We start from the raw sequence: 15,436 nt of genomic DNA, 5'->3' as shown, positions 1-15,436 counted from the left end.
CCATCACAATCCCAGTGAGGGGCCAGGAAGTCTCGCTTTAACTCCCATCGAAGCAATTGATACTCTGCCCGAGGCCACCAGGGAGGTCTTCTGGCGCCATCTTGGCTTGAACGGACCTGAGGACCTCAAGCTCCTCCCCCGCAAGGAGGCCAAACCTGATCTGAGCCGGGCCTTCACCCCGCTGTTTAGGAGCAGGCAAAATGACGGATTCGTCGGACGGCGGGAGGAAATTACCACTCTGTCCGCTTTTGCAGACGGGCCGGGCGGCGTGTTGGCCGTCACCGGCCGTCCCGGATTCGGAAAGACGTCGCTGCTCGCTGAGTTTGCCCAGCAAATGGGCGCGCGGGCTGCCTTTCACTTCTTTACGAGCCGCTATGACCCGTACTGGTTGGACGAGGTATTTTTCCTCAGGAACGTTCTGCAGCAGTTATCCCCTGACCCATTGGCAGATGATTACCCGCATTCGGACCGGTTGTCTCTTCAGTCCATGCTGCACCAGCGCCTGAGCGAGGCGAGCCGTAGCAATGGAACTCCCGATGTGCTCATATTGGATGGCATCGACGAGATCCAAGGCTGGTCGATTGCCAATTACGTGGGAGGGGCATCTCCCAAGCACCTTCACGTCATAGTTTCCATCCGTGACACAGGACAGGAATGGCGGAGCAAGTACCGCTTGCAAGGACCGGACGTCAAGGAATTGCGGCTCGACGGCTTCGGTGAGGAGTCCGTCGTCGAACTCTTCTCGGCGACCGGTCCGCACACCGCAGCGCTCATCCAAAAGCCGGGAGCTCTGGCCGCTGTCATGAAGGCGGCTGCCATCGGCCCTGTGGACGCAAACACCAACAGGGCGGCGACGAATGCCGACCCCCTGTACATCGGCCTCCTGGCCAAGGAAGCTCTGGAAAAGGAGTTTGACGTGGCAGATCTCGAGCAGCAGCCCGAGGGGTTGGCAGCGTACTTGGACGTTTGGTGGCAAGAGCTCCTGGATGTGGCCGGAGAGCGTCCAGCGCTGTTGCTCTTCGCCACGTTGGCTGCTGCCCACGGACCCCTTGCGCGAAGTGACCTTGAAGCCCTTGTTCCGGAGGCTTTCGCTGATCCCACAGGAATGCTCCGCGACCACTTTGACCGCAACATCCTCCCCAAAATCCGCCGACTGATCATGGGAAACGATGCCGTTGGCTACACGTTGGCGCACCCAAGGTTCGGGCAGCATCTGTCCACAAAGTTCACAGAGGACGTCCTACAGTCAGTTCAGGAGCGGCTGCTGGAATACAGCCGTAACTGGTCTGACAACGCAAGCGGGTATGCACTGACACACCTCCCTGTCCATACGGCGAAAGTGCGGCCGAATGAGCTTGCCGCTCTCTACCAAGACGCGCACTATCTGGCGAAGGCAATTGGCACTCTCGGTGTGGACCGGGTCATCGGCACGCTTCGCCGCGTACAGTCCGAGGCGCAGCTGAGTCGCGAGGATGGGAGGACGCTGCATAGGAGCCGCATGGTCCTTGAGCATGAGGCCCATAATTTCCGCGCCGAAGCCGATGGCGCTGCAGGAAGCTCCGAGGCGTACGCCGCCGGACAGCTGGCCTTGCAAGCCCTGGTGATGAACGACCGCGAACTCTATGAATCCGCGCGAACGTACCTCGCCCTGATCGTTCCGCACGGAATTTACCCCGCGTGGACTACCAACACCAGCAGTGACGCCCTTCTGCGAACGTTGTCCGGCCACACCTCCGTGGTGGAGCGGGCTACGATAACCGGCGGGGGTTCGCGGGTTTTCACGCTCAGCCTGGACGGATCGGCCAAGCTTTGGGACATCCAAACAGGCGCTCTCTTGCAGACTCTGCAAGATTCAGACAGTCCCATTTCCGCCGGAGCCATAACGTCCGACGGCGACATTGCCGTGACGGCCAACGGCCAGGAAGAGTCGGCGAAGGTTTGGGACGTTGAAAGCGGAAACCTCCTGTTCGTTCTGGAGGGACATACCGAAGAAGTCACCGACGTCGCCATCGCACCGAACAAAACTGTCGCCGTCACCACAAGCAGGGACGGAGCCTATGTTTGGGACCTTGCTTCCGGGAAACGGGGCCATTTCCTGAATGGCCACGAAAATTGGCTGACCTCGGTGGCCATCAGTCCGGACGGGCAAAAGGCCTTGACCACCAGTTGGGACAGCACAGCGTGTTTGTGGAACCTGGCCGACGGAAAGCTACTCTTCCGCCTCGAAGGTCACAGGGCCGGGGTGTCAAAGGGCTTGTTTTCGAGTGATTCCAAGCGGGCCCTGACCATCAGCAAAGATTCCACGGCGAGGTTGTGGGACCTTGAAACCCTGGAGCTTCTGCACGAACTTTCCGGCCACGAATCAGAGCTGACCGCCGCCGTCTTCGTTCCCGAGCGGGACGAGGCAGCTACGGCAGGACAGGACGGGACCATCCGCGTGTGGAATCTTTCTACCGGCCAAGCCACAGCGGTACTGCAGGACCACGGCCAGTGGGTGACCGACGTCGTTCCTTTCGGTACTGACGGAAGTATCGCGTCGGCCAGGCGGGACGGAACTATTGCTGTCTGGGATACAGCTACGGCTCAGATCATCAAGTCGTGGAGGGGTCATCCCGGCCCCGTGAAGAGCATTGCGATTTCTGGCTCCGGTGACTTGGCCGTTACGGCGGGCGATGACGGGTCTGCACGGGTGTGGGACTTGGCCGCCGCCATCACGGCACCGACGCCGATCGGCCATCAGGAAGCCGTCACCTCGCTGACATATCACAGTGAGAAGGACGAGCTGATGTCTGCGAGTCGGGATGCGACCGTGATGGTGTGGGGCTCCGAATCGGGAGACCGCCGTCAGGTACTGGACGACGGCGGCGGCCCGGTCACGTCACTGGCGCTAGTCCCCGGAGCCGAGGTTTTGGCCACCGGAAGTGAAGACCGTTCGGGACGACTTTGGGACCTCACCGACGGCGGCTTGCTGAACCGGCTCAGTGGGCACAAGGCCGGGATCACGGCTGTTGCGGCCAGCGACGCTTCCGCCCGGGTCATCACCGGCGCGCAGGACGGCTTAATGCTCGTCTGGGACCTTGAGCAGGGCAGGCAAATGTTGGAGTTAGCGGGCCACAGCAAACGGATTGCCAGCATCCGTTTGACTGACGATGGGGATCGGGCGGTGTCAACCAGCTGGGACGGCACCGCACGGATCTGGAATCTTGAGACGGGCGCGTGCTCGAATGTTCTGGAAGCGCATCCGGGACCGGTGACCGACGCCGCCATCGCGAAAGACGGCCGGCTGGTGACAATCGGGCACGACGACAAGCCCCGCGTATGGAATCTGGCCGACGGATCCCTGCTGGGCTGCTTGGAAGGGCATACCGGGCCGCTGTCCACGCTCGCTTTATCCCCGGACGGCGCTTCAGCCCTCACTGGCGGCTGGGACGGAAGCATCTGCCTCTGGGATGTGGAGGCGAGAGCCTCCCGGCTGGTCATCGCCCCGACGGAATCGGGAAAGATAGTAGCCGTCGCGTTCCTTGCCGACGGCGAGCATTGTTTATCTGTGAGTGTCAGTGGTCTTGTCACGCTGAGGGCTCTTTCTACAGGAGAGCTTGTTCAGAAGCTTCAGCTTCCTTCCCAACCCACGGCGGCAATTATCTGCGGTCAGGAAGGCAATCTTGTGGCAGCGGGTGAAAACTCCGGTGCCGTGACGGTATTCGGGTTCACTTCGGCTTCGGAACACTCCATGAAATGAGGCTCTTCCCGCTTCTCCGGTCGCCAGCCGTTTGAATCCACCCATGCATAGAGTTGCGGCTCGACGTAGTCGCGGAACCACAATTTCTTTTCTGCCGCGTAGTTCAGGGCGTTGACATCGTTCGCGTACTTGCTGGCAATTCGTTGCTTCTCTGCCGCGTAACGGCGGACATGACCTGCGTCCGACCGCATCCAGTCGCGAAAGCTGAGGATGAAGAACCACCCAGCCGACCCTATGACCCGCACATGGATATTGACGTGCTGAGCGGGGTCGGAATTTACGTGAAGGTGCTTGGCCCACTGCTCGGGTTCGGGTTGATAGCTGGTTGGCGCGTCCCACCACTTGCCCGGTACAGCCCGGTAGCCTGCAGCGTCCAGATGTGCGGACACCTGATCCAGGTCGCTGAAGTTCGCGACGCCGACTTGCAGGTCAATGACGTTCTTGGCAGGGAGCCCCGGGATCGACGTGGAGCCGATGTGGTCCACCCGAACGATCAGGGGGCTGGTCCTCAGGATCCTCTCGGCGGTCCGTGCCGCAGTAGCCAGCCAAGCCGGATCCGGCGGACTCATCACTGCCGGCCCTTTCCGATGCTTCGGCCTGGGAGCTGCCTTGTTGCGGCTAAAGGGAAGGAGACGGTTCTCCCACAACTGGTCCACCGCGTTGCGCAGGAGAGCCGGGTCCGTCTCCGTGAGAACCACATCCGGGCTGTGCCGCGGGCAGCACTGTTCAGAGCCATCTGCTACCGAAAGTACGAGGTCGAATGTGGAAGCCGGAAGAGATCTATCCGCGCAGCTCACCAGAATAGGGCTGTCCCGTTCCTGGCTCAGCTCCGGCGCTGAACGTGCCTGGATGACCGCACCGTGCTCAGTCAGCCGCTCCACGACCAGGGGCGAGAGCTCGTTCCCTGATACCACTCCAACGTTCAGCATGGGAACAGCATAGGTCCGGGGTGGTGGTGATTCGGGAGCAACCCGCCTACGCGATTCTCGCCCACCGACGGCGGCCGCGATATCCACCTTCGACTGACTGTCTCGCGGTCCTGGGCCCAGCGCGCGGACGATGCTTTAACCGATTTCGGTCATATCCCCCACCCCAGGCGTCCCCTCAACCAAGGCATAGCGCTGCATCACCGCGCCCTTTGGTGAGGCAACCACCGGCTCGATAAGTTGAAGGCTCGTCGGGACCACCCCGCCGGCGAACACCTTCTTGCCACGGCCCAGAAGGATCGGATACACCCACAGATTCAGCCGGTCGAACAGCCGCTCGGCGAACAGGGTCTGCACAAAATCCAGGCTGCCGATCACGTGGATGTTCTCGTGCTTGTTGCGGAGCTCGCGCAGTGAAGCCACCACGTCAGGACCGAGCTGAGACGAGCCCTCCCACTCAAGGTTCAGCGACTGACGCGAGGCCACGTACTTCGGAATGCGGTTGAATAACTGCGCGATTCCATTGTCCTGATGCGGCCAGTACGAAGCGAAGATGTCGTAGGTCCGGCGTCCGAGCAGCAGCGCGTCCATCCCCACCATCCCTGATTCGACCTGCTCGCCAACCGCATCGTCGAACAGAGGCGCCTGCCAACCACCAAACTCGAAACCGCCCTCGGGATCTTCCTCAGGGCCGCCGGGCGCCTGCGCGACGCCATCGAGCGTCGTGAACAGGTCAATATGGATCAGTCCCATGTCGGGTTCCTTCCCTGCTGCCCGTCGTCACCCCGGCGACAGGATCATGTCGAGGCTTCCACACGAAACCGCGCGAGGCAATGGTCGTCGAAGAAGAACGACGACGGCGAAACCCATCTGAAGCTGCGACCCCACTAAACGTCCGGCAAAAGCAGCGGTCTCAAGTCTTCCCCGAGCTCCAACTCCGGGGGCCGGCTGCCGGAACCTTAGGCAAGGAAGGCCAGATTCACCAACCCACGCCCGCCCGAAAGAGCCCGAACGTGAACGACAACTGACCAAGAATGTCAGAGCTTGCGGGCAGCATAGGAATCACTCCGCAGATTCCCGACAGCCGACGAACGAGCTTTGTCGTAGGTGCCTAGTCTCTGAGCAGGTAACACTATTCGGTGACCGGCGCGTCATTCGGGTTCTGGGTCAAAAGTACGACAGAATGTCGGGTGAACAACCCAGATAGGACGTAATGGACAAGGTAACCTCGCTTCTCAATCAAGCCCGCGCACGATACACACAACGACAGCTCGCGGAGCAACTTAATGTCTCGGACCGCACAGTGGCGCGGTGGGAAAGCGGAGAAACAGCATGCCCAACGATGCTTGCTCCGGCATTAAAAGAACTCCTTGGGATCCGCACGGACGCTGGCTCGCATGACTTTAAATTCATCGACCTCTTCGCCGGAATCGGAGGCATTCGCAAAGGCTTTGAAGCCCACGGTGGACGCTGCGTGTTCACGAGCGAGTGGAACAAGTATGCCGAAAAGACGTACCTGACCAACTTCCCCGATGACCAAGTCGAGTCGCACACCTTCGTCGGCGACATCCAGCCGTTCCCGGCCAGCGATGTCCCTGACCATGACATTCTGTTGGGCGGCTTCCCCTGCCAGCCGTTTTCCATCGCCGGCGTGAGCAAGAAAAACTCCCTCGGCCGGCTGCACGGTTTTGAAGATGCCACCCAGGGCACCTTGTTCTTCGACGTTGCCCGGATCATCAACGAAAAGCGCCCGGCCGGTTTCATGCTCGAGAATGTCAAGAACCTCCGCTCACACGACAAGGGCCGGACCTTTGCAGTGATTATGGAGACTTTGCAGGAAGAACTCGGCTACGAGGTGCACACGAAGGTCATCGACGCCATCAAATTCACCCCACAGCACCGCGAGCGAATCATTATCGTCGGATTCCGTGAGCAAACTGACTTCAGTTGGGAGGACCTGGAGATCCCGCCCGTTGGCCCGAAACTGGACACAATCCTGCACAAGACCGACGGCACCGAACCGTTCCTAGAGTGGGACGGGGACCGCTTCTTTGATCATGACAATGCGGAAGTGCAGCCCAAGTTCACCTTAACGCCCAAATTGTGGGCCTATCTTCAGGCATACGCCGCTAAGCACAAGGCAGCGGGCAACGGCTTTGGCTACGGGCTAGTTCACCCCGCGGGGACGACTCGGACACTGTCTGCTAGGTACTACAAGGACGGATCCGAGATCCTTGTAGCGCAGGACGGGCTTCGGCCGCGCAGGCTCACGCCGCGTGAATGTGCCCGACTCATGGGCTACGAGGACACCTTCCGGATCCCCGTCAGCGACACTCAGGCCTACAAGCAGTTCGGAAACAGTGTCGTCACCCCAGTGATGTCCGAGATCGCCCGGATCATGACCCCCCACATCTTGAAAATTAAGGACAGGGAGGCTGTCGCCGAGCCGATTTATGCCTGATCCTGCGGCTACCGAAAGTATCGTGGCGCCCGCTCCGGGTCGGCGCCACGATACTGTCAATGCTCGAACACAACAAGCTTAGGATCGCAGGGGGGGACTTATGGATTTCGGAGACTTAGCAGACCACTTTGACGGCGTTGCCGCCAAGATTCTGAGCACAGTGGAAACTGTCGGCCGCAGCTCGAACCAGCACGAGCTCGACGGAGTGCGGGCACTCCAAGCATTATTCGGCCGCCCAACCGAGAAACTTTTCGTGCCCACGCGGTTTCTCCAGGTTTCCGACTACTCAGATGAACCTGATATCGAGGACGGGGTCTTGACCTTCTATGACGCCCGCATCAACATTCCGAACCGGTCTGAATACCGCCTCTACTATCCGGCATCCATCAATGCCATGAACATGGCCCAGCCTGGCGACATCGTCTTCATCGCAAAACAGAAGACCGGTTGCGTCCTGTTCATCGTGGCACCTGCAGACTCAAGCGTCGCCGCTCAGCTCGACTGGCTCTTCGGTACAGATGTCTTGGAACACCGAGGCTTCTCCGTCCGGAGCGGACTCGAGGCCGGCCACGACAGCCTCAGCCTACCCGCGATGTACTTGCTAGACATGCTCGGTATTGCCGTCGAGTCAGACAACGAGGACTGGCTCGACAGGATTCTGAAAAAGTTCGGTCCCCGGTTCCCTACGTCAGCGGAGTTCAGCGCCTTTGCTCGTTCTACCCTGCCCGATCTCCACCCTGCCGATAGTCCGGATGGTGTACTCATGGCTTGGATTGAACAGGAAGAAATGCTCTTCCGAACCTTGGAACGATACCTAGCGACTGACACCCTCGATGCCCTATATACGGACGGGCACGTGGACGTCGACAGTTTTATAGAGGTATCACTTTCCCTGCACAACAGACGCAAAAGCCGAGCTGGCAAGGGTCTGGAAAACCACCTCATCGCACTTTTTAAAATGTTGAACGTCCGCAACACCTTCAACCCCGTTACAGAGAATAAGGCCCGTCCGGACTTCGTCTTTCCAAGCATTGACCAATACCGGGATACCGGTTTTCCTTCACCGAACCTGACTATGCTCGGCGTGAAGACCACTTGCAAGGACAGATGGCGACAAGTGCTTAGCGAAGCAAAACGCATAGACCACAAGCATCTGCTTACACTGGAAAGCCCTATCAGTCCGGCACAAACGGACGAGATGAAAGATCACAGGATTCAGCTCGTCATACCGCAGCCCTTACACGGGCCCTACAACCCCGAACAACAGAAGTGGCTCATGAATGTCGATGAATTCATCGTCATGACTAAAGAACGTGACGACAAAGGATAGGAAGCATTCGTATCCGCTTTGCAGGCCGTGACAGCGGGAGCATCCAGAGGTCAAGCCAGTTGACTCTCCAAGAACAACTCTAATTGGGATGTTTACTATCTCCCTGATCCCAGCAACTATCGCCGAGAAGCAGGTCTGCTAAGCACGGTGAGACTCCGCCTCTTCGTCAACCTACCAGCGAACCGATAACTAATCTGGCTCATCGCATTTGAGGGTGCAGTTGGGGTCTGAATCCGCCGGTCTCAAGGAGTGATCGGGCGATGTAGTTGGCCAGGTTGCGGAAGCCGAGGGCGGAGCCGCGGAGGTGTTCGAGCCTGCCATTGAGTGCTTCTGTGGGAGTGGTTGGGTCCCCGGAGAGTAGTCCAGTGTTTGTGTGAGTTTCGTGTCCGAGAATGGACACAGGAGGTAATTCACGAATCATGGCACGCAGACACACCCCGGAGCAGGTCATCGCCAAGGTCCGGCAGGGCCAAAAGATGCTCAACGATGGCCGTCCGATGGTCGAGGTCGTCAAGGAGCTCCAGGTCACCGAGGCGACTTGGTACCGCTGGCTGAACCAGTACGGGTCTGAGAAGAACGCCGAAGCGTCCAAGCGGACCAAGGAGCTGGAGAAGGAGAACGCCCGGCTCAAGCGGTTGCTGGCGGAGAAGGAACTGGCGATCGACATCCTGAACGAGGTGGCGAAGGGAAAATTCTGAGCCCCGAACCACGTCGCCGTGCCGTGCGCATGGCGGTGGAGAAGTTCGGGGCATCCGAACGCTTCGCCTGCAAGGTCTTGGGGCAGAACCGGTCCGCGTTCCGCAAAAAGAAACCCGACATGGGCTTCGAAGAGGCGCAGCTCCGCTCGGAGCTGCGTGCCATCGCAATGAAGCACCCGGCGTGGGGCTGGCGGAAGGCCCGCTGGCACCTGCTGGCCCAGCCGGCGTGGGACGGGGTAGCGCTGAACAGGAAGCGCATCCGCAGGCTCTGGCGCGACGAAGGCCTGACCTGCAAACCCAGAGCCCGGAAGAAGCGCCGCACCGGGCCCGGCGCCGGGGAACAGAAACGCCTCACAGCCCAGTATCCGATGCACGTGGTCAGCTTCGACTTCCAATCCGACGTGACCTCCTGCGGCCGGCACATCCGGTTCCTCAACGTCATCGATGAATACACCCGCACGGCGCTGGCCGTCATCCCGCGAAGGTCGTTCAAAGCCACTGACGTGGTCGCGGTGCTGGAGAACATCATCGCCGAAACCGGCACCGCACCGACATACCTCAGGTGTGACAACGGCCCCGAATTCACCGCCGCCGCACTGATCGACTGGTGCGATACCGCCGGAGTCGACACCGCCTTCATCGACCCGGGCTCACCTTGGCAGAACGGCTTCATCGAATCCTTCAACGCCCAATTCAGAAGGGAACAACTCTCCGGAGAGATCATGGACACCATGGCCGAAGCGAAGTATTTGGCCGAGGAATGGAAGACTATCTACAATCATGAACGGCCCCACGGATCCCTGGACGGCATGACGCCGAAACGCTACTGGGAAACCTGGGCGCAAGAAAACCAATTAGCTATCGCATAGACGCTGGACTGCTAACGGGGGCCCAATCAGGCCCATTGCTGGTGCCGGGCCGATCGAAGTATGCGAGCACGTCCCCTGCACGGCGTTTCATTGTCCGGCCCAGGGTAATGACCTCGGTGAGCGCAGCGGGCACGCCGACACTGATCGCGCCAATCAGTGTTTGCATGAGCTGTTTGCCGCTGCTGCCGTCGGGTTCGCGGTAGGCGGCTATGACGCGCTGGTAGATGCCCCAGGTCGCTTCGACCTCGGCATGGATGTCCGCGGCGAACAGGGCCTCCAGCCTGTCCTTCTGCTTCTCGGTGAGCAGGTCATGCCCGGTGTGCAGGGTCCGGCGGGCCGCGTAGAGCGGGTCCCCGGACCGTCCGCGGTGCCCAATGGTCTGCTGCTGCACGCGCTGGCGGCACCGGTCCAGGGCATCGCCGGCAAGCCGGACGACGTGGAACGGATCCATGACCTCTACCGCGTCCGGGAGTTCCTCGGCGGCTGCGGTCTTGAACCCGGTGAACCCGTCCATCGCCACGACCTCGATCCCATCCCGCCACGCCTTGGGCCGCTCGGCGAGCCAGGCTTTGAAGACCTGTTTCGAACGGCCCTCGACCATGTCCAGCAACCGTGCCGGGCCGGTCCTGTCACGGACCGGGGTGAGGTCGATGATCACGGTGACGTACTTGTCCCCGCGCCGGGTGTGCCGCCAGACATGCTCATCCACGCCGATCACGGCCACCCCGTTGAACCGGGCCGGGTCCTCGATCAACACCCGCTTGCCCTCGGCAAGGATCGCGCTGTTCGCTGTATGCCAGGACACGCCCAGGCCACCGGCAACGCGGGCGACGGTGAGGTGCTGGCATACGATGCCCTCCAGCGCCCAGCGCAGCCCATGGCGGGAGATCTTCGCCCTCGGCTGCGCGGCTTTGGAGATGTCCTGCCGCCACACCCGGCCGCAGCCGGTGCACTTATAGCGGCGGACCCTCACCAGCAGCGTCGTCGGCCGCCAGCCTAGCGGTTCGTGCGCAAGGGCCCGCGTGACCGTGCCGCGGGCGATGCCCTGGCCACCACACGAACGGCACCAGTCGTCCGGATCAACGGCACGGCATTCCAACACCGCACGGCCAGGGGCAAGACGCTGCCCCGCAGCTTCGAGCCCAAGCTCATCGAGCCGGCAGAACGTAGTCAGGTCAGGAGGCAGGAAGGTAGCGTGGGACACATCGAGGTCTTCTCAGATGGGCAGTGTAGGAACTTCCATCATCGGAAGACCTCGACCTCTATCCGGCCACCGACGCGCCCGGCACGATTACACCCTCAAATGCGATGAGCCACTAATCTCCTAACAATGCGGTGTAGCAATGTAAGTATATTCCTGACGAATCATTGGCTTTTTGAAAGCCAGCCCTTCCTACTTCTCCAAACAATGCCGAAATCTTCACGAACTTTTTTAGAACTGAAGCCCCCATCAGGTCGCCTTCGCACCCGATAATGACACATACAATCCCTTAGATACACGCACATTCCAAGATGCCCGCCAGCCCCTTTGTCTACAGCGACACGAACTCAGTCCCTACCACGAAGAGCCACATTCCCAACGATTGGGGCTGTCATATGCGTTTGTGGCTGTCATATGCGTTTGTGCTTGATGCCCAGGCCCGGCGCGTCTTGTCATCTAACCAGCCTACTCGTCTAATGCCCTTGGAAAATTTGGCTTGGCCCATGGGTTGTCTCAGAGTCAGCACCAGCATGGCATAACCGATTCTGAAGCCGACACGCGCTAGGACCAGAAACTCGAAACAGAAAAAGTTCTGCAGGCACGATTGTTACAAAATGCCGACGGACCGACCTACTGCACTCCTTAATTCTATTTGGAAGAGCTTAGTCACACCGTTACGCTCGAATTTGGCAACACGTCGACACTATTCAAGGCCAGATCAACCCCTAATATCGCGGCCGATGATGAAAGGCAGTCATCAATCAGCAAGGACAATTGATCATCATCAAGAGCATGGAAGGCTATATGGGATTTTTGTGCACGTATTCGCTTTATAAGCTCGCGAAGTAGATCGTTACGCGTGGCACCCTTCTCGACGCCGGTCAGAGTGGGGTTGTACTTCCAAATGCGCGCCTGCAATTCACGCGCCGTTCTTTTATCTCCCGATATACTCGTTCTCTCCATAATCTGAAAATAATCGTCTTCGTTTAAAGGGAGTGATCCGGTTGGTACCACCGTTAAATCGGGGCCAAGTGACCATGCTCTCCACCATAGTCTCCTAAAGGTATTTCTCGGCTTTCCGAGTATACGATCGGGGTGTCGACTCGGAAACCGCCATGGGGCTATTTCTGGGACAAGGACCAGCGAAACGAAAGACCATATTCCCTCCTCAGCCGCGTCACCTGGGACTACCCGCATTTTGTTGTGCAGAACAGTACCGCAGATACGATCAAATTCCTGCTGACGTTCTAGATTCAGGGGTTTTGGAAATTTAAATTCGTCAGCTACTTCTCGAAGAATCGTTTGTAAGTCCTCCAAGAGCGCCGAGGGTACTGGGATGCCCCCAGTAGCAGAGGCTGCCGCATGAATATGCGAAGTGTCCGTACGCATACGGAGGACGCTTAGGGCTTGCGAGGCCTGATCGTCTAACTCCCGTAAAGCAGCGGCCGAATCGAGACGCGGATAGAGATATATGCCTTCGTCCATAAGTGTCATGTCAGCTTCCGTACTGCTTGGATCTTTGCTTCAATTTTCCACGGTGTCCGCCTATAATCGTTCCAAAGTTGTCTAACGTCCGTCGTCGGCCAAATCATTTGAAGAATATTGCGAAGACTGTGTAATATGTCAGTTTCGTCAAAGTCGGATTCGACCTCTAGCACTTCTGGAATGCTGAGGGCGCAATGTACGATTTGCCGAGTGACATCGGTGTCAATACAGCGCCTAAGCAATTGCGTTGTTATATCTTTACTACCCGCCAATAGTCTTCTCACTTGAGACTTATCCGCATTCAGCACAAGTCGTACGCTAGACAGGAACGATGCCTCCAAATCGGAGGTTTCAATTTGGAGAAACCAAGATGCGTCCCTAAAGTCGGGGTACCGTTCAGAAAAACTCTCCGCATACGTTGGGAATTGTGACCCAACGCCTTGAAGGTGAGTATGTGTTCTTGTGCTCCACAGAACGCTTCCAGGCCTCCTCGCGGAAACTGCGGACAGAGGATGAGCGTCCAAGGTCACAATGGAGGTGGTTATGGTCAGACGCCCACCCATTTCTTGCCCGGGAATGGTGACTTTCAGGTTCAGCGACTCGGCAGCTGTTGGGATCTCGATGCGTGCGAGGAGCAGGTCAACTCGTGTCTTGTCTGATCTGGCCGTCACTAGACACGCAAGTTTCGTTGACGGATCAAGATCACACCATGACAGCATATCTGCCCAATACAGAGACAACCGGGAACTGACTTGCAGCGTTGCTTGATAGTCCCAATGTTCTAGCTCATCAGGTAATTGCACATCACAATCACCACCAGCGAGGAACCAACCTGAGAATTCCGCATGTTCTGTCTTGGCCGTCCTAAACGGCGGAACGCTTAGTTTCACTCAGGTTCCTCGTCCGCCGGGCCAGCCTTGACTTCCCATAAAACTGAGGTTCGGCCGGAGCAAGCCGCCTCCAGCAGAATCTCACAAGACTTTTTTGGTTCGATTGTGAACGATGCGTTCAGGCCAACCAGTGAGATCACCTCGCTGTCAACCCACGCAGCACGCAACGCCAGGTTCTCGTCGAGCGAGACATCCCTCTGTGATCCTTCAAGAGCTACGCCCACCGCAACAGAAATTTTAGTGGGGCGGCTTGCGTCTGAGTTCAAAGTGAAACTGGCTACGGAAACTAAGTCATCATCGCGTTGGATAACATCGGTCCAATTGGAAATCAACTCGCTCTGAGCCGCAGCCTTCCTTGTTCGAGGTATCGGAGGCTTTTCAGGCCTCCCCCTACCCGCGCCTGGTGACCCTACTACCAAGTGAGACAAAGCGTCCGCAACGAGAGCAGTGCTCAACGCCGAAGTTGCTTCAGGCTGCGGCTGCGAACCCCAGCGTCCTTCGACTAACTTCCTGATGTCTCGAAGACACTTTTGAACTACAAGTCGATCCTGTTTGTCCTCCAAATAGTCCGGAGTCCAAGAATCGTGGGTGGGCGGTTCCGCCTTAGCAAACACTCCATCCAGCGCCTCGTCGGCACGAAAGACACCACCCCATTCCAGCGAGGAGTCTGGAGCCTCAGGGCCAGGAAGATACGCAACGACAAGTTCGGGCGACCTCATGAGTGCCACATGGTGACTCGCCAGATTGCCAAATGGTGAAGCAGGAGGAGGTGACTCATCGTCTTCAGGGTCATGCCCGTCATCGACTATTCTTCGCTGTTCACGAACGAATGGCACAGTTGCAAGACGACCCAAGGTAGAGACGCTTCCACCCGCATGTCTCTTTAATGTCTCCTCTAGATAACCTAAAGGTCGGTCCTCAGGCGAACGAAGACCCAGGAATGCGTCGACGTACTTACTCAACGGTGGGGTCGAAGCAAAGCTTGGGACAGGAACCGGTTCGCCATTGTGGACGAATTTAAGTTCCATGGGCATGAGCCCTGTTGCACCGGCAACAAGCTTGGGCCAAAGATGCCAAAGTGCAGATTCGACCAAGAAGTTCATTGCCTGCTCCGGCGTTCTACCTCCGAAGGCTGGAGCCAAAATGAGAATGGTCGTTCCATATTCACCACGCAAGAAGGGCGGAAAACCTATTTCGGAAGCCAAAGTATCGGCCATCTCACCCACAATGGGTGTGGGAACACCGTCGACATCATTTCCCCACCAATGGCGGCCAGTGAAGTTGCTACTGCCATCGTTAAACTTGTCACCAATAGCCGATGCAATAAGTCTAGTTGTGGGCTGACGATCATACTCAGTTCTCGAATGTATAAGAATTGTATTCGCTTGGGAGACAACAAACGAAATTGTCTTTCCAAATCCATAGGTTCCACCGGTCTTAACCTGATGGTTTGCCTTTCCGACGTTGAGAACAAAATCGACCCAATCATAGGAACCAGTCGGGTCAAGGACATCGGCCCGAACCGGACCTCCAAGTCCCTTGGTATTTCTATCAGAAATGAAAAGACCCTTAAGGCCAGGGCTGTCTAGCGTCTTGGCGAGATTTGTTCCAATTACGCGTCTAGCTCCTGGGAAAACTTCATCACGGAGTAGATGCCTCACAGCATCCGGAATAGCAGTTAGATTCACGGAGAATGAGACGGGCAAATCGTCACTTTTTCTTGCATCCCAACTGTTTTGCGCCGTTTCTCGTACGAGAACAGTCAAAGGATCCAGATTCGGGCGACCAAGGAGTCTAGTGAAACCTTCAGCCGAAAGGCCACCGCTCGGCGGCAGTG

General features: G+C 58.1%; 8 protein-coding genes and 2 pseudogenes. 4 read left to right on the top strand and 6 right to left on the bottom strand.

Annotated elements, in window-relative coordinates; all coding sequences use genetic code 11:
* Positions 1-106 precede the first annotated feature (106 nt).
* On the top strand, positions 107-3,739 hold the full coding sequence (locus tag RI444_RS05325; protein WP_242703132.1) for an AAA family ATPase: 3,633 nt from the start codon (positions 107-109) through the stop codon (positions 3,737-3,739).
* Here RI444_RS05325 and RI444_RS05320 read toward each other — a convergent pair.
* On the bottom strand, positions 3,649-4,668 hold the full coding sequence (locus RI444_RS05320; RefSeq protein ID WP_207605004.1) for a GrpB family protein: 1,020 nt from the start codon (positions 4,666-4,668) through the stop codon (positions 3,649-3,651). The genes RI444_RS05325 and RI444_RS05320 overlap by 91 nt on opposite strands.
* A gap of 135 nt (positions 4,669-4,803) precedes the next feature.
* Positions 4,804-5,418, bottom strand: coding sequence for a dihydrofolate reductase family protein (locus RI444_RS05315; protein ID WP_207605005.1), 615 nt, complete (start codon positions 5,416-5,418; stop codon positions 4,804-4,806).
* Between the two features lie 460 nt (positions 5,419-5,878).
* On the opposite strand from RI444_RS05315, the gene dcm reads away from it, so the two are divergent.
* Both dcm and RI444_RS05305 read left to right on the top strand, forming a co-directional pair.
* Positions 5,879-7,126: a DNA (cytosine-5-)-methyltransferase gene (gene dcm, locus RI444_RS05310; protein ID WP_207605006.1), complete on the top strand. Its 1,248-nt coding sequence runs from the start codon at positions 5,879-5,881 to the stop codon at positions 7,124-7,126.
* Between the two features lie 100 nt (positions 7,127-7,226).
* The gene (locus RI444_RS05305) at positions 7,227-8,456 is read left to right on the top strand and encodes a type II restriction endonuclease (protein WP_207605007.1); all 1,230 of its coding nucleotides are present in this window, start codon (positions 7,227-7,229) and stop codon (positions 8,454-8,456) included.
* A 199-nt stretch (positions 8,457-8,655) separates the two neighbouring features.
* Here RI444_RS05305 and RI444_RS05300 read toward each other — a convergent pair.
* Positions 8,656-8,808, bottom strand: a pseudogene (locus RI444_RS05300) (ISL3 family transposase); the annotation flags it as partial.
* Positions 8,809-8,875: 67 nt separating this feature from the next.
* Here RI444_RS05300 and RI444_RS05295 point away from each other — a divergent pair.
* Positions 8,876-10,023, top strand: a protein-coding gene (locus RI444_RS05295; RefSeq protein ID WP_207605008.1) for an IS3 family transposase whose coding sequence is annotated in 2 segments (ribosomal slippage) — positions 8,876-9,149 and positions 9,149-10,023 — 1,149 coding nt in all. Because the reading frame shifts where the segments join, the coding sequence is not laid out codon by codon here.
* A 28-nt stretch (positions 10,024-10,051) separates the two neighbouring features.
* Here the strand turns inward: RI444_RS05295 and RI444_RS05290 are convergent.
* The 3 genes and pseudogenes from RI444_RS05290 to RI444_RS05280 all read right to left on the bottom strand — a co-directional run.
* Positions 10,052-11,227 (bottom strand): annotated as a pseudogene (locus tag RI444_RS05290) (ISL3 family transposase); the annotation flags it as partial.
* Between the two features lie 663 nt (positions 11,228-11,890).
* On the bottom strand, positions 11,891-12,718 hold the full coding sequence (locus tag RI444_RS05285; RefSeq protein ID WP_207605009.1) for a hypothetical protein: 828 nt from the start codon (positions 12,716-12,718) through the stop codon (positions 11,891-11,893).
* 877 nt (positions 12,719-13,595) lie between these two features.
* Complete coding sequence (locus RI444_RS05280) at positions 13,596-15,365, bottom strand: hypothetical protein (protein WP_207605010.1); 1,770 nt, start codon at positions 15,363-15,365, stop codon at positions 13,596-13,598.
* Positions 15,366-15,436: the final 71 nt, after the last annotated feature.

It is taken from the genome of Paenarthrobacter sp. AT5 (assembly GCF_032764245.1).
Taxonomy (GTDB): domain Bacteria; phylum Actinomycetota; class Actinomycetes; order Actinomycetales; family Micrococcaceae; genus Arthrobacter; species Arthrobacter ureafaciens.
This window is presented reverse-complemented; position numbering and strand designations above follow the sequence as displayed.